Source organism: Longimicrobium sp., from assembly GCF_035474595.1.
GTDB lineage: Bacteria > Gemmatimonadota > Gemmatimonadetes > Longimicrobiales > Longimicrobiaceae > Longimicrobium.
Genome location: NZ_DATIND010000009.1, coordinates 37,164 through 55,516, shown reverse-complemented (window position 1 = coordinate 55,516; position 18,353 = coordinate 37,164). Strand labels below are relative to the sequence as shown.

Here is an 18,353-nt window from a genome sequence, read left to right as displayed (position 1 = left end):
ATCTTCCGATGACGCAGTTTGGGATCTCGCGGCTGCGCGGATGCCGTGGGCTCGCCCGGAAGCGGACGCGGGGCGGACCCGGAGGCCCAACCCCGCACAGACGCTCGTGGCGTGGATGCGCCTCGTCAGCCGATCGGCACGTGGCCGAAGATGCGCCCCATCTGGCGAACGACGGCGGCCTCGGCCTCGGCGAGGGTGACGGGGCGGCCAATCTCCTCGGAGATGGAGCCGACGCCGTGGTCGCGGATGCCGCAGGGCACGATCGCGCCGAAGAAGCTCAGGTCGGTGCTCACGTTCAGCGCAAAGCCGTGGCTGGTGATCCACCCGCTCGACACGCGCACGCCGATCGCGGCCACCTTCCGGTCGCCCACCCACGCGCCCGTCAGCCCCTCCTTCCGCCCGCCCACGAGCCCGAACTCGCCCAGCACGCCGATCAGCATCTCCTCCAGGTCGCGGAGGTAGCGGTGCAGGTCCTGGCGGTCGGGCTTCAGGTCCAGGATCGGGTAGCCGACGAGCTGGCCGGGGCCGTGGTAGGTCACGTCGCCGCCGCGGCCGGTCTCGAACAGCTCGATCCCGCGCGCCGCCCGCTCCTCGGGCGACACCAGCACGTTCTCGTCGTGCGCGCCGCTCCCCAGGGTGATGACGTGCGGGTGCTCCAGCAGCAGCAGCGTGTCGGGGATCTCGCCCGCGCGGCGCTGGGCGACGAGGTCGGCCTGCAGCGCCAGGGCGTCGGCGTACGAGATCAGCCCCAGCCGGCGCACGTCCAGCGCGCGCGGCGGGGCAGCGGGTTCAGTGATGACTGTGCTCATGCGGTGAAATGAAGAAAGAGCGGGCCCCGGGCGCAACCCCGGGTCCCGCTCTTCGGTTTCGCGCGACGATACGGAAAGTGCGCGAGTGCCTGGATCCGCGCGAGCCTAGCGCACTTCCGCACTCCCGCACTTCCGCACTTTCTTCCTACCGGCGCGAGAAGATGCGCAGGATGTACCAGAACATCAGCGCCACCGACGCGAACAGCTCCAGCGCCGCGGAGACGTAGCGGTCTTCCGGGTAGGTGCGCAGGATGCGGCTGGTGGTGAAGAGGATCGTGGCGCCCGCGAACACCACCATCGCGAACGAGAACAGCATTCCCAGCTGGAAGCCGAAGAGCACGCTGCCGGTGATCAGCATCAGCGCCGCCACGCCGATCCACCGCAGCATGGCGCCCATGAAGGTGAAGTCCTTCCCCGTGCTCATCGCGATCCCGGTCAGCCCGCCGAAGCCCACCAGCGTCAGCAGCCCCGCGCTGGCGATGGCGCCCGGCGCCTGGATCTCGGCGATCACCAGGATGGGGACGAAGATCACGGCCTCGGCCAGCACGTACCCCGCCAGCGCGCCGTACTGCGCGCCCTTCCCCTGCGCCCGCGCGGCGATCCCGCTGAACAGCCAACCCGCGACCATGAAGCCGCCCAGCACCAGCAGCCAGCTGGTGCCGAGCATCGCCTGCGCCATGGGGTACGCGATCCCGCTCTTGAAGATCGCCATCTCCACCAGCACGAAGCCCAGGATCGCGAAGAACAGGTGCTGGTAGGTGCGCGTGACGAACTGCGCCCGCCGTGCGCTGTCGATCTCGATGACCGGCCGCGGGCCGGCGTAGCCGTAGGCCTGCTGCTGCTCGTACATGGATTCGTCTCTGGATGGGGAGAAGGGCGAAGGAGCCTTGATGGAGAGGTATTACACGCCGGGAGCATAAACGAGCCACGCGGTAAACGCAAGCGACGGCGCCGCATCGCCATCATCCCCCAATCCCCCACACCTTACAAACGGTCATGCGGAGGAGCGAGAAGCAGAGACACCTCCTCATCGAGCCTCATGCCGTTGCGGTGAAGAACGAAGTGCGCCGGATCCGCTCCGGACCCGGCGCACTCACGCACTCACGCACTTCCGCACTTCGTCACGCCGTCTCGGGGAAGGTCTCCATCAGCTGCTTCACCCGGGCCAGGAACTGGTCGCCGTCGGCGCCGTTCACCAGGCGGTGGTCGTAGCCCAGCGAGATGTACCCGCGCTTGCGGGGGACGATGGCGTGGTTGCCGTACTCGTCGCTGATCACCGCCGGCCGCATCTCCACCCCGCCCACGCCCAGGATGGCCACCTGCGGCTGGGAGATGATGGGGAAGCCGATCGTCGTCCCGAAGATCCCCGGGTTGGTGATGGTGAAGGTTCCGCCCTGGATGTCGTCGGGCTTCAGCTGCCGGTTGCGCGCACGGGTCCCCACGTCGTTCACCCGCTTGGCCAGCCCCACCAGCGAAAGCTCGTCGGCGCCCTTCACCACCGGCACGATCAGCCCGTTGTCGATGGCCACCGCGATGCCCAGGTTCACGTCGGCGCGGTAGATGATCTCGTTGTTGCCGAAGCTGGCGTTCAGCTTGGGGTGCTCGCGCAGCGCCCGCGCCACCGCCCACGCGATGAAGTGCGTGTAGGTGACCTTCACCCCCTGCTCGTCCCACATCCGCTTGTTCTTCTTCCGCACCCCGTCGATGCGCGTGTAGTCGACCTCGAAATACGAGTGCACGTGCGGCGAGATGCGCCGCGACAGCACCATGTTCTGCGCGATGATCTGGGTGATGCGGTCGGCCGATTCGACGCGGTCGTTCGGCCCCGCCTTCACCTCGGGGTGATGGACGTGCGAGTAGAACTCGTCCCAGTCGAACGGCCCCTCGTCGCCCGACGGCGCCTTGGCGGGCGCGGCGGGGCGCTGCGCGGGCGGAGCCCCCGTCCCCGCGGAGGCCCCGGCGGTGGTCGGAGCGGCGGCGGGCGCGGCCTTCTGCTCCTCCACGTACTTGAGGATGTCTTCCTTGGTCACCCGCCCGGCGCGCCCGGTCCCCTGCACCGCCGCGACTTCGACCCCGTGCTCCGCGGCGATCTTGCGGACCAGCGGCGTGGAGCGCGTGCGCAGGCGCTCCTCGGCCGTCTGCGGCCCGCCGTTGCTCGACGCGCCGCCCGCCTGCGCCTGCTTGGATGCGGTCACGGCCTGCGCCGGCGCACCACCGGCGTTCGCCACCTCGCGCGCCTCCGGCTGCCCGGCGGCGGCCTCGGGAAGCGTGGTGGGCTGCTCGCCGGGAACGCCGGCGGCGGGATCCGACGGCGCCGCGGCGGAAACCGTGGCCATCGCGCCGGCCTCGGTCTCGATGAAGGCGACCACGGTGCCGACCTCCACGGTCTGCCCCTCGCTCACCACGATCTCGGCCAGCACGCCGGCTACGGGCGACGGGATCTCGGCGTCCACCTTGTCGGTGGAGATCTCCATGATCGGCTCGTCGCGCTCCACGCGGTCGCCCACCTTCTTGCGCCAGACGGAGACGGTCCCCTCGGCGATCGACTCGCCCATCTGGGGCATCGGGACTTCGACTCGGGCCATGATAGAACCAGGTTACAGGGTACAGGGGACAGGGTACAGCAAGAAAACCCGATCGGAGACGAGGATCAGGAGATGGACGAGTCTTCGTCCCTGTCCCCTGTACCCTGTCCCCTGTCCCCTAGTAGTTCGCCAGCCAGCGCGCCGCCTTCACGATGTCGTCGGTCTGCGGCAGGAAGTAGTCCTCCAGCGGCGGCGAGTAGGGGATCGGCGCGTCGATCGCGGTCACCCGCTGGATCGGCGCGTCCAGCCACTCGAACGCCTTCTCGCTCACGCGCATGGCGATCTCGCCCGCGATCCCGCCGGTGCGCGTGTCCTCGTGCACGATCAGCAGCCGGTTCGTCTTCTTCACCGACGCCACGATGGCCTCGTCGTCCAGCGGCAGGAGGGTGCGCAGGTCGATGATCTCCACCGAGAGCCCGTCCTCCTTCTCCAGCACCTCGGCCGCCTCGGCGCTCTTGTGCACCAGCGCCGCGTAGGTCACGATCGTCAGGTCCGTACCCTCGCGGTGCGTCCGGGCCTTGCCGATGGGAACCACGTAGTCCTCCTCCGGCAGCACCTCGCGCAGCTGCGGGCGGCGGTACAGCCACTTGTGCTCGAAGAAGAGCACCGGGTCGTCGTCGCGGATGGCCGCCTTGATCAGCCCCTTGGCGTCGTACGCGGTGGCCGGATAGACGATCTTGAGGCCGGGCGTGTGGAAGAACGCCGCCTCGGGGTTCTGCGAGTGGAAGGGCCCGCCGCGCACGTAGCCGCCGCTGGGGCCGCGGATCACCATCGGCACCGCGCCGCTGCCGCGGTAACGGCTGGTAGCCACGTAGTTGGTGATCATGTCGTAGGCGCAGGCGATGAAGTCGATGAACTGCATCTCCACCACCGGACGCATCCCCATGTGCGCCGCCCCCGCCGCCGCGCCGGTGAAGCCGATCTCGCTGATCGGCGTGTCCACCACGCGCAAGCTGCCGAAGGCGTCCAGCATCCCCTCGGTGACCTTGAAGGCGCCGCCGTACGCGCCGATGTCCTCGCCCATCAGGAACACGCTGGGGTCGCGCTCCATCTCCTCCCACAGCCCCTCGCGGATGGCCTCCAGCAGGGTGACGGGCTTGCGCTGCGTGGTGAGGCTCACGTGCTCGGGCTTGCTTCGGGTCGCGGTCGCCATCAGGCCTTCGTGGGGTCGGGTGGGGATAGGCGGTACCAGGGCGCGGCCACGGGGCCGCCGGAGACCACGTCGGTGCGCGCCTCCTCCGCGTCGGGCAGCGGCGAGGGCTCCACCCCGGCGATCATCTCGTCCAGCTCGCGGTCGATGCGGGCGTCGATGGTCGCCAGCTCCTTCGCCTGCGCCCAGCCGTTCTCGGTCAACGTCGCGACGTAGCGGTCGATCGGGTCGTTCGAGGTGGCCCAGCGATCGATCTCGGCCGGGTCCATGTAGCCGTGCGCGTCGTGCTGCGCGTGGCCCTTGCGGCGGTAGGTGTCCACCTGGATGAGGGTGACGCCGCCGCCCTGCCGCGCCCGGTCGACCGCGGCCTTCGCGGCGCCGTACACGGCCAGCATGTCGTTGCCGTCCACGCGGTCGGCCGCGACGCCGTACCCCGCCGCCTTGTCGGTGAAGCTCTTCGCGGCCGTCTGCATCCGCGTGGGCGTGGAGTAGGCCCAGCCGTTGTTCTCGACGATGACGACGAGCGGGCACTTCTGCACCGCGGCGAGGTTGATCCCCTCGTGGAAGGCGCCGGTGCTGGTGGCCCCGTCGCCGATGTACACCATTCCCACGCGGTCCTCGCCGCGCTGCTTGAACGTCAGCGTGACCCCCGCCATCACCGGCACCAGGTCGCCCAGCGGGCTGATCTGCCCGATGAAGCCGCGCTGGTAGTCGGTGAAGTGGATGTTCAGCTCCTTGCCGCGCGCGGGGCTGTCGCCCTTGGCCATGTACTGCCGCACCACCTCGTCGGGGCGCGCGCCAACGGTGAGCATGGAGCCCAGGTTGCGGATCAGCGGCGAGAGCACGTCGCCCGTCCCGTCGTCTCGCCGGCGCAGCGCGTAGGCGCTGGCCACCGACTCGCCCTCCTGCCCCAGGGAGCGGAAAAGGCCGCCGATCACCTTGGACTGCTTGAAGAGAAGCTCCAGCTTCTCCTCGAGCGCGCGGGTGAGCCGCACCAGCCTGTACATGTCCAGAAGCTGCTCGCGGTCCAGCCCGTGGGGGATGGCCGCGGCGCGCTTCGTGGGTGTCCGGTTCGCCATTCGTCCGCCGAATTCGCGTGGCCCGCGCGGGCGTCCTGCCCGGGCGGGTGGAAGCGTGACAACTTGGGTTTCCGCGCCGGACGCGTCAAGCAGGGATAGGGGACAGGGAACAGGGTACAGGGGCGGCAAGAACCAGAACAACGGCGGGGACAGAGACGGCAGCGCACATCCGCCGGTCGTCCCTGTCCCCATATCCCCTGTAACCTGTCCCCTGTTCTTCCTCAGCTCTTGGCGCCCGGGCGCTCCTGGCGCTGCGGCTCGGCCGCCGACGCGTTGCGGATTCCCGCGGGGACCAGGATGCGGCCCGCCGGGTCGAAGCCCTGCACCTTGCCGGCGCGCATCCGCTCGCCCCAGGTGGGGATCGGGTCGAACGGGTGGTGGTGCACGCGGTCCAGGTAGAAGTTCACGATCTTCGATCCCAGCGGCGCCGCGGCGTCGCCGTGAAGGCCGTGCTCCACGATCACCGCCACCACGATCTCCGGCGTCCCGTTCGGCACCCCGGCGAAGCCCACGAACCACCCGTGGTCGGGGCCCTGCGGGTTCTGCGCGGTCCCCGTCTTCCCGTACAGCTTGTAGCGGGCGAGCGACGACTGCACCGCCGTCCCGTCCTCCTCCGTCACCAACTGCAGCCCCGCCCAGATGTTGGTGAGCTGCTGCGGGTTCAGCCCCGTGGCGATGTTGGGGGTGCGGTTCTTCAGCGAGTCCAGGTCCACCAGGTGCGGCGGAACCCCCGAGCCATTGCCGGCGATGGCCGCGTAGAAGCTGGCCATGTTCAGCACCGTCTGCGAGTTGGGCCCCTGCCCGATGGCCAGCGACATCACGTCCGACGGCTGCGCCGGGACGCCGAAGTGCGGCTTGTACCACGCCTGGCTGGCCGGGAACACCGGGCTGATCTCGCCCGGGAGGTCCACCCCCGTGCGGTGCCCGAAGCCGATGCGGGTGGCCAGCTTGGCCAGGTTGTCCAGCCCGATGCGGATCCCCAGCTGGTAGAAGTACACGTTGCACGACTTCTCGATGGCGTGCGCCAGGTCCAGCGAGCCGTGCCCCGCGTGCCACCAGCACTTGGCGTAGCGCCCCGCGTACGCCATCCCCCCCGTGCAGGGGATGGGCATGTGCGAGTCCTTGGTCACCAGCCCCAGCCGCACCCCCATCACCGCCGTGGCCACCTTGAAGGTCGAGGCGGGGGGATACTGCGCCGTGATGGTGCGGTTCAGCAGCGGCTTGTTGGGGTCGGTGTTCAGCGCCCGCCACAGGTCCGGCGGAATGCGCCCCACGAAGGCGTTGGGGTCGAAGGTGGGATGGCTGTACATCGCCAGGATCTCGCCGGTCGACGGCGCCATCGCCACCACGGCCCCCTTCATGGTGTCGGGGAAGATGCTGTGGATGTACTCCTGCAGCCGCACGTCGATGGTCAGCCGCAGCGGCTTCCCCGGCTGCGGGTCGAGCGCGGGAACGGAGGCGCGCGGGTTCACCACGCGCCCCTTGGCGTCCACCTCCACGTACCGCGCGCCGTCGCGGCCGCGCAGGATGTCCTCGTACGCCTTCTCGATGCCGAACTGGCCGACCAGCTGCCCCTGCTTGTAGCCGTTGTTCTTGAAGCGCGGCTGGTTCAGCTGCTCGCGGGTGATCTCGGTCACGTATCCGGCGATGTGGCCGATGGCCGCGCCCGCCGGGTAGTAGCGCATCGGGCGCTCCACCACCATCAGGTTGGGGAACGCGGCGCGGCGCTCCTCGATGGCCGCGGCCTGCGAGTAGGTGGCCCGGTCGGTCACCTCCAGCAGGTCGTGCGGGCGGCGGTTGCGCGCGGCCATCAGCCGGTCCACGTCGCTCTGGGCCAGCCCGATGAACGGCCCCAGGTCCCGCAGCGTCTGCAGCACGGTCATGCTGTCGCCGGGGAGGAGCTGCATGGTGTACGAGGTGATGCTGGTGGCCACCACCTCGCCGTTGCGGTCCAGGATGGTCCCGCGCGGGGCGGGGATCACCACCGGGCGCAGGCGGTTCTCGCGCGCCTTGGCCTCGTAGGTGTGGCCGGCCACCACCTGCGTGGCGAAGAACGCGGTCAGCAGCACCGACATCACGAAGGTGATGGCGAACGTGAGCACGTGCATCCGGCGCTGCCGCCGGTCGGTCTGGAAGAGCTTCATTCTCGTAGCGGCGAAGTCGCCGGATGCTCGGGTAACGCGGACGTGGGACGGACCACGGAGGTGCAAGTCTCGCGCCCTTCACGGAGTGCGGAAGTGCGTGAGTGCGGAAGTGCGCTGGGCTCCGCGAGACTCACTACGTTCGCCGCAACTCGACATCAGCGCTGGAGATCCAGCGCCTCCCGAAGCTCCCGTCCGCGCGCGGCGACCCGCCAGCGCAGCGCCTCGACCGCCGATGCGGCGGCGGCGAGGCCGCCGGGGGGCGGGGGGACGGGTCCGTCGCCGTCGCGGCCGCCGGGGCCGAACGAGGCGGCGGCCCAGCGCAGCACCGGCGCCATCTCCCGCGGCGGCGCGTGGCGCGCGGCGAAGGCGGCGACGGCCTCGGAGCGGCGGGGGCGCGTGATGCCGTCCAGAAGCAGCATCGCCGTGCACATCCGCACCAGGTCGTCGCGGATGCGGCGGGCGGCCACCTGCGGCTCTCCGGCGTCCCACGCCTCCTCCACCTCGGCGCTTCCCTCCTCCACCCGGTCCAGCAGCGCGGCGGCGCAGAAGAGCGCGTCGTCGGGCGTGTAGTCGATCGCGACGGGCGGCGCGTCCGGCGGCCAGAGGGGGACGCCGTCGTCCAGCGAATCCACCAGCATCGGCGTGCGGTTGCCGCGCTCCAGGTCGATCCTCGACACCGACCAGACGGTGACGGGCACGCCCGTGTCCTCCGCCACCTCGTCGGCGATCCACTCCGCGATCCCCGCCTGCGGCTCGCGGTCCGGCGGCAGCGCGTGGAAGACGAGCAGGACGTCAAGATCCGAATCCGGGCGTCCTTCCCCCCGCGCCCGCGACCCGAACAGGAACGCGCGCCAGAGCTCCGCCGGCACCCCGATCCGGATGCGGCGCACCAGTTCCATCGCCGAAGCATGCTCGCGCGGCGCAAGGAGATGCATCAACCGTCGATCGATCCCGCCCGGCCCGCTTTCCGTCATCCCCCGATCCGTCTCTGGCTGTTCAGACTCGATCCTTCGTTCTGACCTGAAGACACAGAGCGGGCAAACGTCGTTCCGGCGCTGTCTGGGCGAGGGATGCTTCCGCACATCTCCGCAGCTCCGGCGCCGGCCGACACGCCCTCAAGTGCGTCATCGGGTGTTCCGGTGCTGCGCGAGCCATCGGTGCGTGTCCGCGTCGAAGGTGAGATGCGGATGATGGAGGACTTATCGCCCGGCGAGGTCGGAGATGCCGGCGGACGGGCACGAACGCCTGTCCATGCACGACCATCATCCGATGACGCAGTTAACGATCTTCCGGCCGCGGTTCCGCCGTGGGTTCGCCGCGACGTGGGAAGGAGGGCAGCGGGCGGCACGAACGCCCGTTCGCGCCCAACCATCTTCCGATGACGCAGTTGACGATGTCTCGGCCGCACGTTCGCCATCGGTTTGCCGAACGCAGACGCGGGGCGGACCCGAAGGCCCGCCCCGCGGCGGAATCACCATCTCCCGAAGCCGTTACCGTCCGGCGACGCTCTGCCCGGCAGGACGCAGCCCGGCGAACACCTCGCTCAGCTTCACCGTGTACGTGGTGCGGCTGGACGACGCGCGCTGCAGCACCTGGCGCACCGACGCGCGGTCGATGCTCGATGCGTCGTAGCCGGCGGCGATCAGCGCCTGGAACACGCCCTCGGCGTGGATGCGGCCGCGGTCGTACACGTCGCGGTAGATGCGCAACTCGCCGTCGCGCACCACGATCGGGTCGTAGCGGATGGTCACCGGCACGGGCACGGCCATGCGCGAACCGGTGGTCTGGCTCGGGCGCGCCAGCAGCCGGGTGATCTGCTGCTGGCTCAGCGACCCGCCGTTGTGCTCGTGGAGGATGCGCGCCAGCTCGATGACGTCGGGGTTCATCATGCGGATGCACCCGTGCGACGCCGGCGTGCCGATCTGCCGCACGTGCGGCGAGCCGTGGATGTAGTACAGCGGCGCGAAAAACAGCTTCACGCGGCCCATCGGGTTGTTGGGCCCTGGCGGTGTGACGTGGTCGTCACGGGCCCACGCGCGCCCCGGTGGCGGCCGCCACCACGGGTTCCACTCCGCGTGGTCTATGGTGAACTGCCCGTCGGGCGTGTCGTGCCCGGTCATCCCCACCGAGATGCGGTACACCTTCACCAGGCTGTCGCCGTCGTACAGCCACAGCCGGTTTTCGGGGATGTTGATGTCGATGCGCAGCGGCGACGCCGGCGCCATGGCCGTGTCCTGCGCGAGCGTCTGGGCCCGCGCGCCCGGCGCGAGCGCCGCCGCGAGCGAGAGCGCGGCGGCGAGAGTGCGGATCTTCAACGGATTGAATGGCAGAGGGGGATTCGTGCCGGACCGTTCGGCCGCGGGACCGCGGCGCCCCGGAAAGCTAACGCGCGAAAGCGCTTGCGCCAACCATGACGGGGCTCGTCAGCGCTTCCGGGCCAGCATGGTGCCGCGGCAGTTCGCGGCGCCGCAGTGGCAGGCGTGGCTCCGCTTAACCGCCGGCGTGTGCCGCCCGGCCACGATCAGGTGATAGTCGAAGCTGAGCTCCTCCCCCGGCTGGATGTCGCGGATCGCGTCGATGTAGATGCGGCGGTCCTCGATCACCGACGCGCAGTTGGGGTCGCACGAATGGTTGATGAAGCGCGACAGGTTGCCCCCGACGCCGCCGTCCACGACCAGATCGTCGTCCACGGTGAAGAGCAGCGTGTACGAGGGGGCCTCCGCGTCCCACGGATACCGCTCGTCGCTCTCGGCCTGCGTGATCCGCTCGCCCGTGTACTCGATCAGCCGCGTGCCCGCGGGAATGAACTCCCGCGCGAAGACGCCCTTGCCGTGCACGCCCGACCTCCGCACCGCCAGGCGCTGCCGCACCCCGAAGCTTTTTCTCGCCATCCCGCATTCTACCCACCCCGGCCCCCGCGAGAAAGGCGGAGGCGAACGCGCCTCGCATCCGCCCCCCGATCCCCGGGCCGCCGCCGCCCTCCCTCCCCCAGGTCTCCGCTCTGCAATCGGGAGCCGCCTCGCAGTCCCGCAGGGACTTGGTGCCGTTGTTGCCCCCGAATTCCATTCGGGGTCCTGCGAGGGCCCGCCGTGATGGTGAGCGATCGGACGCGAAAAGCCCCGCCGCGACAAGTGTCGCGGCGGGGCTTCGTGGAAGTGGTCGATCAGGGACTCGAACCCCGGACCTCTCGCATGTGAGGCGAGCGCTCTAACCAGCTGAGCTAATCGACCGTTATCGCGGGCCGGCTTGCACCGCGCCCGCGCCAGGGGGTGGGCTGCTGCCTGCGGGGCCCTGACCCTTTTTCCCCCAGTTCTCTCAAGTACCCCGTAGGGGAATCGAACCCCTGTTTACGCCGTGAGAGGGCGTTGTCCTAGGCCACTAGACGAACGGGGCGTGGCACTCCAACAACCGGTAAATTTACCGGCATTTGCTCGATCCGTCAACCCGTGGCCGCCCTTTTCCGGCGCTTCGGGCACTCCCGGCGAGAGGCGCCGCCCGGATTCGAACCGGGGGTGGAGGATTTGCAGTCCTCTGCCTTACCACTTGGCTACGGCGCCGGGATGCTGCGCAGGGCAGCGGGCGCTACAGAGCGGGCAACCGGGCTCGAACCGGCGACCTCAACCTTGGCAAGGTTGCGCTCTACCAACTGAGCTATGCCCGCGTTTCAGAGCCCCAAATGTATCCGCGCTCCCAACCACGGTCAACCCCCGGCGCCCCGCAGATCGCAGGATTAGCGAGCCGTGAGCCGCGCTCCGCCGCGTTGACACGGCCCCGGCGCCGCGCTAGCGTCCCGCTCTCACGCGCCCGCGCAGGCGGGCCCGCACCTCCGCGCTTTCCGCATTCGTTGATGACGCGATTCCGCACTGCCGCCGGTGCGTTCCTGCTCCTGGCCGCCGCCCTTCCCGCGCCCGTCCGCGCCCAGGTGATCGAGGACGCGCGCGTGCTCCCGCGCGGATGGGTGGAGCTGCGCGGCGGGGGCATCTACACGCAGTTCAACTCGCGCTTCGGCGGCGGGGGCGAGGAGCCGCTGGGCGCGCTCTTCTCCACCCAGCTGCAGCCGCTGGCCGAGCGCCTGCTGGACCCCATCCTCCCCCCGCTGCAGACCGGGCTCACGAGCTTCTTCACCGGCACGGCGGCGCAGGTGACCAACCCCGTGACCCCCGCGGCCATTACCGGCGGCGCGGTGCAGGCGCGGCTGGCGGGCGACTTCCGGCGGGCGCCGTTCACGCTCTCGTACGGCCTCACCCGGCGCATCATGGTGGGGGTGACGGTGCCCTTCGAGCGCAACGGCACGGCGGTCACCTCGCTCCTGCTGCGCGGCGGCGACGTGGGCCCCAACACCGAGGCCACGACCAACGCCGCCATCCTGGCGAAGATCGACCCCGCGTACGCCGCGCTGGGCGGCGGCGCGCTCCTCCCGGTGACGGGGACGCCGGCGGCGGTGGAGCTGCAGCGGCGCGCCCTGGCGCTGGCCGGCGACACGCTGAAGCTCCCCACTCGTCCGATCAACCTGAACGACCTGCTGGCCAGCCCGCCGCTGGCCGCGCTGCTGAACGAGGAGGAGACGGCGGCGCTCACGCAGGCATCGGCCGCCACCGGGTTCCAGCTGGGCGACGTGGAGGTGGGCGCGCGCATCCAGCTGGTGAACGGGATCCGCGGCTACCCCTTCGCCGACTCCGCCGACCGCAGGGGGATCCGCTCCACGCTGGCGGTGAGCGTGCGCCTGCCCACGGCACCGCGCGCCGACACGCTGTTCCTGCTGGTGATCCCGCGGAACGCCGGGCACTTCGGGTTCTCGGCGGACCTGTACAACGACTTCTTCCTGGCGCGGAAGTACTGGGTGACGGCGTCGGCCGGGTACACGCAGACGTTCGCGGCCAGCGTGCTGCGGCGCCCGTTCACGGTGGACCGGCCGTTCCCCAGCGACACGGCGGTGTTCCGCAGCGTGAGCAGCCACCCCGGCTCGCGCATCCGCGCGGCGGTGATGCCGCGCTACCGGCTGACGCGCGAGTGGAGCGTGGCCGCCGCCTACCAGTTCGAGCACGGCGGCGCGACGACCTACACCGCGTCCGACGAGCTGGGCGATGTGGTGCTGGGGCCGGTGGAGCAGACGGCGGCGTGGACGTCGCACTCGTTCGGGGTGGGCGCCAGCTACAGCACCATCGAGGCGAACCTGCAGGGGCGCACGCCGTTCCCGGTGGAGTTCTCGATCCTCTACCGCAACTCGTTCGCGGGAAGCGGGTTCGCGGCGCATTCGGGGACGATCGAGGCGGGCGGGCGCATCCTGTACCAGCTGGTCGGGCGCCCGCGCCGGCCGCGGGCGGACTCGGCGGCCACGGACAGCGCCCGCGCGCTCCCCGCGCCGCCCACGGCCCCGCCGGCGGTCACGCCGCCCGGCGAGCGCCCCGCCGTCACCGCGCCCGGCGAGCCGCAGCCCACTGTGCGTCCGCCCGCCGCGCCGCCCGCGCCGCCGACCTCCGCGCCGCCGGCGGAGCCGACCACGCGGCCGGCGCACCCCCAGCCGCAGCCGCGCCCGGTCCCGCCGCCGCCACCCGCGCCGCCGCCGACCAGCGTGCCGCCGCCGGAGTGACGCGGAACCAGAGGGCGGCCAACACGGAGAAAGCTCTCGCGCGGAGGAAGACTATTCGCGAGAATGCGAGTATTTTCGCGAAAATGCGAGTGAACTCGCGGCTACAACGGCACGCAGTCCGCCTTCGCGGACTTCCGGTGCGAGGGAGATTGCGGTGTGTTTACCTCTCCCAGGTTGTTTTGGGAGAGGTCGAAAAAACGAGCAGGGGCGAGACGGCAGTTTTGTCTCGCCCCTGCTCGTTTTTTCGGGTGAGGGCCCCGCGATGCCGAGCCCCAAATCAGCGGCGAATCGTCACGATTGCGTGAGGGATGCGCGCCCGGAGGGCCGGGACACCGCCGCGCGCGCACGGATGCGGCGGATTCGCATCGAGTCGAGGCGCGGCGGGGGCCCGGCGCGGTTGGGCACAGTCGTATCGTGCCCTACCGCGCGCGCAGCCCGTTTGGGCGCCTCAGCGCCCAACACGCCCAGGAAAAGCAGTGCGGAAGTGCGTGAGTGCGAAAGTGCGTCGGATTCTCGTGGGACCCACGCACTCCCGCACTTCCGCACTCACGCACTTCGGTACTTACTCGCCGAGGAAGCCCTCGCACGGGAACCGGCGCTCGCGGGCGTAGACGCCCTGCTCGCGGAGCTTGCGGCACTGCTCCAGGTCGGCGCGCGCCTTCTGCTCCTGCGCGTGGCGGGCCTGCGCTCCCGGGCTGGTGCCCTCCTGGAACGCGGTTACGACGGGTGCCTGGTCGGTGGCGGGCGCGTTCGGCCCGCAGGCAAGGACGAGGGGAAGGGCGAGGACGGCGGCGGCGAGGATGCCGGTGAAGCGCATGCGAACCCCCACGTGAGGGACCTGCCGGAGGCTGGAGGGGCCTCCGCTGCCGCCTACCGTAAACGTTCGTCCGCCCGTCCGCAAGTGTTTGCGGATGCTCGTCGGAACGACCACCCGCGTGCGACGAAACGCGGCCGCCCTCCTCCGGCGGAAGAGGGCGGCCATGCCGGTTCCCGACACGGATCGCGATGTCAGCTGACGGCGACGCCGCGCTCCAGCAGCTCGCGCGCGTGCTCCAGCGACACGGCGCTCTCCGGGTCGCCGCCCAGCATCCGGGCGATCTCGCGGACGCGGCCGTGGTCCTCCAGCATGGCCACCTCGGTGGCGGTGCGGCCGTCGCGCTCATGCTTGCTGACCAGCAGGTGCGTGGTGGCGCGCGACGCGATCTGCGGGAGGTGGGTGATGGCGAAGACCTGATGGCCGGCCGCCACCTCGCGCATCTTGTCGCCCACCTGCAGCGCCACGCGCCCGCCGATCCCCGCGTCCACCTCGTCGAACACCAGCGTGGGGATGGCGTCGAGCCGCGCCAGGATGGTCTTCAGCGCCAGCATGATGCGCGACATCTCGCCGCCCGAGGCCACGAACGAGAGCGCGCGCGGCTCGAAGCCGCGGTTCAGCGAGACGCGGAACTCGATCTCCTCCGCGCCGAAGGCCGACGGCTCGGCCAGCGGGAGGCGCGCGACCTCGAAGCGCCCGCCCGTCATCCCCAGATCGGGGAGGACGGCGCTCACCTCCTCCGCCAGCCGCGCGGCGGCTTCCGTGCGCCGCTCCGTCAGCTCGGCGGCCAGGCGCGCCAGCTCGTCGGCGGCGTGGCCCATCCGCTTCTGCAGCGCGCCCAGCTCGAAGTCGGCGCCGTCGGCCAGGTCCAGCTCCTGCCGCGCCGCCGCGCCGATCTGCAGCACCTCGTCGACCGTGCCGCCGTACTTGGTGCGCAGGCGGAAGATCACGTCCTGCCGGCGGCGGATCTCGTCCAGCCGCCGCGGGTCGTGCTCCACCGTCTGCGCGTAGCGCTCCATCCGCTCGCCCAGCTCCTGGAGGGTGTAGTACGCGGTGTCGTACAGCTCGCGCACCCCCTCCTGCGCCGGGTCGATGCGGATCAGGTGGTCGACCGCGCGGCTCAGGTGCCCCAGCTCGCCCAGGATGGAGCGGTCGGAGCCGGTGACGGCGTCGTAGAGCTGCGCGGAGAGCGAGGTGAGCTCCTCGGAGTGCGACAGGCGGCGCGCCTCGTCTTCCAGCGCGTCTTCCTCGCCCGGCTTCAGCGCCGCCTTCTCGATCTCGTCGGCCTGGAAGCGCAGGAAGTCGGCGCGCTGCAGCGCCTCGCGGCGGCGGCGCTCCAGGTCGGCCACCTCGCGCCGCAGGTCCGCCAGCGCGCCGTGCGCCGCGCGGACGCGGGCGACCAGGTCGCCGGTGCCTGCGTACGCGTCGAGAATGGCGCGCTGCTCGTCGCGGCGCAGCAGCGTCTGGTGCTCGTGCTGGCCGTGCAGGTCCACCAGCATCCGCCCGATCTCGCCCAGCAGCGACGCCGTCGCCGGCGAGCCGTTCACCCACGCGCGGCTGCGCCCCTCGGCGGCCACCTCGCGCTTCAGCACGATCACGCCGTCGTCGGCGTCGATCCCGCGCTCGTCCAGGAGCCGCGCCAGGTCCTCGCGCCCGTCCACCTCGAACACGCCCTCGATGGACGCGCGGTCCTCGCCGCTGCGCACGACCTCGCTGGACGCCCGCTCGCCCAGCAGCAGCGAAAGGGCGCCCACGATGATCGACTTCCCCGCCCCGGTCTCGCCCGTGAGCACGTTCAGGCCCGGGCCGAGGCGGACGGAGAGCCGATCGATCAGCGCGAAGTTGCGGATGCGCAGCTCGGACAGCATGGGCGAAAGTATACCGAAGATTACGGAGATTTGGAAGGATTCGGAAACGATAGGGGGTGAGGACGACCGCGCGAAAGTGGCGAAGGTGGCGGTGTTGTGGCGATCGGGAGATTTTGGCGAGGAACCCCGGCATCTCGCCCTCTCCGGCCGGCTTAGGCCGTCCATACCTAGACGCCATCAGCGCGGCGGGGCTGCACCCTGCCCACGTCGCCGGTTCGTCAGCGCGTCACGCGGACAACCTGGCCGGATGATAGAATTCGTTGCTTCATCTCCATCCAGCGCCGACCATCGATGTCGCGGAACGGCGTGGGGTGCGAGTAGAAGATGAAGACCACGTTCGTGTCGATGAGCGTGGCGAGGTAGCACATCGCGATGCGGCGCTCGCCCTGCCGGCCTTCGACGAACAGGGTGGGGATGCCGCTCACGTCATACCGCTCCACGGAGACGTCCTCGGCGCCCGCTCTCGCGAAATCCGCCGCCATCGTGGTCTCGTCGCCATCGCCCGCGCCGCCGCCGAAGAACAGATCGCGGGCGCGGTCGTACCCCACGTTCATGCTCAGCGTCACCGAGAAGAAGCCATCGCGCGGCGCGAGCGAGTCGTCCGCCTCCACCGCCACACGATCCTCGTCGCTCATCCACCACGTCCGTGCCGCGCCACTCTCGACCGCGACGAAGCCGGCGGGCACGCGGAAGCGCAGCGGCAGGTCCACCGCCATGCCGCCGCTCGTGAGCTCGCGGAATGAGAGATCGCGAAAGTCCGTCGCGCCGGTCGTCATCGCAAAGTTGAAGTTGGTTTGGATCTGGAGGCCCGCCCCGCCGTCACAGCAGCATCACCGTCGCCAGGTACAGCGTAAGGAAGAAGCCGCCCATGTCGGTGAACGTCGTCACCACCACGGACGAGCTGATCGCCGGGTCGACGCCCATCCGCTCCAGCACGAGGGGGACGAGGCCGCCGGCAACACCCGCGATCACCAGGTTTCCCCACATCGCCGCCATCACTACCACGCCCAGCATGGGGCCGGCGTGCATCCAGTACGTGGCGAACAGCGCGGCGATGGTGCCGGCGACGATCCCGTTGCCCAGCCCGTTCGCCAGGCCCACCAGCAGCTCCTTGCTCACGATCCCCCGCCGCCCGCCCGCGGCGGCGCCCTGCAGCGCCAGGCGCCGCACGGTGACCGCGAGCGCCTGCGAGGCCCCGTTGCCGCCCATCCCGGCCACGATCGTGGTCCACGCGGCGATCAGCGGCAGCTTCTCCAGCGTGTTGCGGAACGGCGTGTAGACGGCCGCGGCCAGGAACGCCGTCCCCAGGTTCAGCAGCAGCCAGGGAAAGCGCGTGCGCACCGCGCCCCACCAGCCGCCGCGCAGCTCCTCATCTTCCGACGTGCCGCCGAGCGCCAGGATGTCGCGCGTGGCCTCGGCCTCCACCACGTCGATCACGTCGTCGAACGTAACGCCGCCCAGCAGCCGCCCCCGCTCGTCCACCACCGGCACGACGGAGAGGTTGTAGCGCGAGAGGATACGCGCCACCTCGCCCTGATCGATGTCGGGGAGGACCGTGGCCACGGGCGGGAGCACCAGCTCGTCGACGGGCGCGTCGGGCGGCGCGGTAACCAGCGTCTGGAGCGGAAGATAGCCTTCGAGCAGCCCGGTGCGGTCCACCACGAAGACCACGTAGATCTCCGACACCTCCTGCGCCTGCCGCCGCACCTCGTCGATGGTCTGCGCCGCGGTCAGCGAGTTGGGCACCGCCACCAGCTCGGTGGTCATGATGCCGCCCGCCGACTCCTCGTCGTACCCCATCAGCTCCCGGATCTCGCCGGCCTCGGCGCGGGGGAGCGCGGCCAGCGCGCGGACCTGGTCGTCCGGGTCCATGTCGCCGATGATGTCGGCCGCGTCGTCGTCGGCCAGCTCGGCGATGATGTCGGCCATCTGCTCGCTGCCGAGCGCGGCCAGCGAGTCCTCGGGGTGCTCGTCGGGCTCCATCTCGGCCAGCGCCTCGGCCGCCAGCGCCGGCCGGTCGGCCAGCGACACGAGCACGCGCATCCGCTCGTCGTCGTCCAGCCCCTCCAGCAGGTCCGCCAGGTCGCTGGGGTGCAGCGCCGTCAGCAGCTCGTGCGCGCGGGCCTCGTCGCCGCGCTCAAGGAGCGCGCGGATCGGCTCCAGCGCCGCGCGCTCGTCCTGTGCGTCCGCCATCGGGGTCTACGGGAACGGGAGATGGATGGAGATGGAGATCGGCCGGGCCTTTACGGCTGAAGGCGAGACAACCCTACGTCTCGCCTTCGATGGATGCAATCGGATCGCGGGGATGAAGATG

General features: G+C 70.7%; 14 protein-coding genes and 4 tRNA genes. 1 reads left to right on the top strand and 17 read right to left on the bottom strand.

What is annotated here, in order from left to right; all coding sequences use genetic code 11:
* Window positions 1-125: 125 nt before the first annotated feature.
* From lipB to VLK66_RS01780, 13 genes are all read right to left on the bottom strand, one after another.
* Entirely contained in the window at window positions 126-809 is a 684-nt protein-coding gene (lipB, locus tag VLK66_RS01840) for a lipoyl(octanoyl) transferase LipB (RefSeq protein WP_325307390.1), read from the bottom strand.
* Window positions 810-954: 145 nt separating this feature from the next.
* Window positions 955-1,659: a Bax inhibitor-1 family protein gene (locus VLK66_RS01835; protein ID WP_325307388.1), complete on the bottom strand. Its 705-nt coding sequence runs from the start codon at window positions 1,657-1,659 to the stop codon at window positions 955-957.
* A gap of 271 nt (window positions 1,660-1,930) precedes the next feature.
* Window positions 1,931-3,373 carry a dihydrolipoamide acetyltransferase family protein gene (locus VLK66_RS01830; protein ID WP_325307386.1) on the bottom strand — a complete coding sequence of 481 codons (1,443 nt, stop codon included), beginning with the start codon at window positions 3,371-3,373 and terminating at the stop codon, window positions 1,931-1,933.
* A gap of 139 nt (window positions 3,374-3,512) precedes the next feature.
* Window positions 3,513-4,547, bottom strand: coding sequence for an alpha-ketoacid dehydrogenase subunit beta (locus tag VLK66_RS01825; protein WP_325307384.1), 1,035 nt, complete (start codon window positions 4,545-4,547; stop codon window positions 3,513-3,515).
* Entirely contained in the window at window positions 4,547-5,623 is a 1,077-nt protein-coding gene (locus tag VLK66_RS01820) for a thiamine pyrophosphate-dependent dehydrogenase E1 component subunit alpha (protein ID WP_325307381.1), read from the bottom strand. The genes VLK66_RS01825 and VLK66_RS01820 overlap by 1 nt, the downstream gene beginning before the upstream one ends.
* 221 nt (window positions 5,624-5,844) lie before the next feature.
* Complete coding sequence (gene mrdA, locus VLK66_RS01815) at window positions 5,845-7,767, bottom strand: penicillin-binding protein 2 (RefSeq protein ID WP_325307379.1); 1,923 nt, start codon at window positions 7,765-7,767, stop codon at window positions 5,845-5,847.
* A 155-nt stretch (window positions 7,768-7,922) separates the two neighbouring features.
* Window positions 7,923-8,657, bottom strand: a complete 735-nt coding sequence (locus VLK66_RS01810; protein ID WP_325307377.1) for a nucleotidyltransferase domain-containing protein — start codon at window positions 8,655-8,657, stop codon at window positions 7,923-7,925.
* Between the two features lie 600 nt (window positions 8,658-9,257).
* On the bottom strand, window positions 9,258-10,082 hold the full coding sequence (locus tag VLK66_RS01805) for a L,D-transpeptidase (protein WP_325307375.1): 825 nt from the start codon (window positions 10,080-10,082) through the stop codon (window positions 9,258-9,260).
* Between the two features lie 108 nt (window positions 10,083-10,190).
* On the bottom strand, window positions 10,191-10,658 hold the full coding sequence (locus tag VLK66_RS01800; RefSeq protein WP_325307373.1) for an SET domain-containing protein: 468 nt from the start codon (window positions 10,656-10,658) through the stop codon (window positions 10,191-10,193).
* Between the two features lie 265 nt (window positions 10,659-10,923).
* Window positions 10,924-10,997: transfer RNA gene (locus VLK66_RS01795), tRNA-Val, on the bottom strand.
* A 90-nt stretch (window positions 10,998-11,087) separates the two neighbouring features.
* Window positions 11,088-11,160 (bottom strand) — tRNA-Glu (locus VLK66_RS01790).
* 93 nt (window positions 11,161-11,253) lie between these two features.
* Window positions 11,254-11,324, bottom strand: a tRNA-Cys gene (locus VLK66_RS01785).
* Between the two features lie 31 nt (window positions 11,325-11,355).
* A tRNA-Gly gene (locus tag VLK66_RS01780) sits at window positions 11,356-11,428 on the bottom strand.
* Between the two features lie 186 nt (window positions 11,429-11,614).
* Here VLK66_RS01780 and VLK66_RS01775 point away from each other — a divergent pair.
* The gene (locus VLK66_RS01775; RefSeq protein WP_325307371.1) at window positions 11,615-13,357 is read left to right on the top strand and encodes a hypothetical protein; all 1,743 of its coding nucleotides are present in this window, start codon (window positions 11,615-11,617) and stop codon (window positions 13,355-13,357) included.
* Window positions 13,358-13,919: 562 nt separating this feature from the next.
* Here VLK66_RS01775 and VLK66_RS01770 read toward each other — a convergent pair.
* From VLK66_RS01770 to mgtE, 4 genes are all read right to left on the bottom strand, one after another.
* Window positions 13,920-14,174, bottom strand: a complete 255-nt coding sequence (locus VLK66_RS01770) for a hypothetical protein (RefSeq protein WP_325307368.1) — start codon at window positions 14,172-14,174, stop codon at window positions 13,920-13,922.
* Window positions 14,175-14,365: 191 nt separating this feature from the next.
* Window positions 14,366-16,039: a DNA repair protein RecN gene (gene recN / locus VLK66_RS01765; protein WP_325307366.1), complete on the bottom strand. Its 1,674-nt coding sequence runs from the start codon at window positions 16,037-16,039 to the stop codon at window positions 14,366-14,368.
* A 218-nt stretch (window positions 16,040-16,257) separates the two neighbouring features.
* Window positions 16,258-16,755 carry a hypothetical protein gene (locus VLK66_RS01760; protein ID WP_325307364.1) on the bottom strand — a complete coding sequence of 166 codons (498 nt, stop codon included), beginning with the start codon at window positions 16,753-16,755 and terminating at the stop codon, window positions 16,258-16,260.
* A 103-nt stretch (window positions 16,756-16,858) separates the two neighbouring features.
* On the bottom strand, window positions 16,859-18,232 hold the full coding sequence (gene mgtE, locus VLK66_RS01755) for a magnesium transporter (protein ID WP_325307362.1): 1,374 nt from the start codon (window positions 18,230-18,232) through the stop codon (window positions 16,859-16,861).
* Window positions 18,233-18,353: the final 121 nt, after the last annotated feature.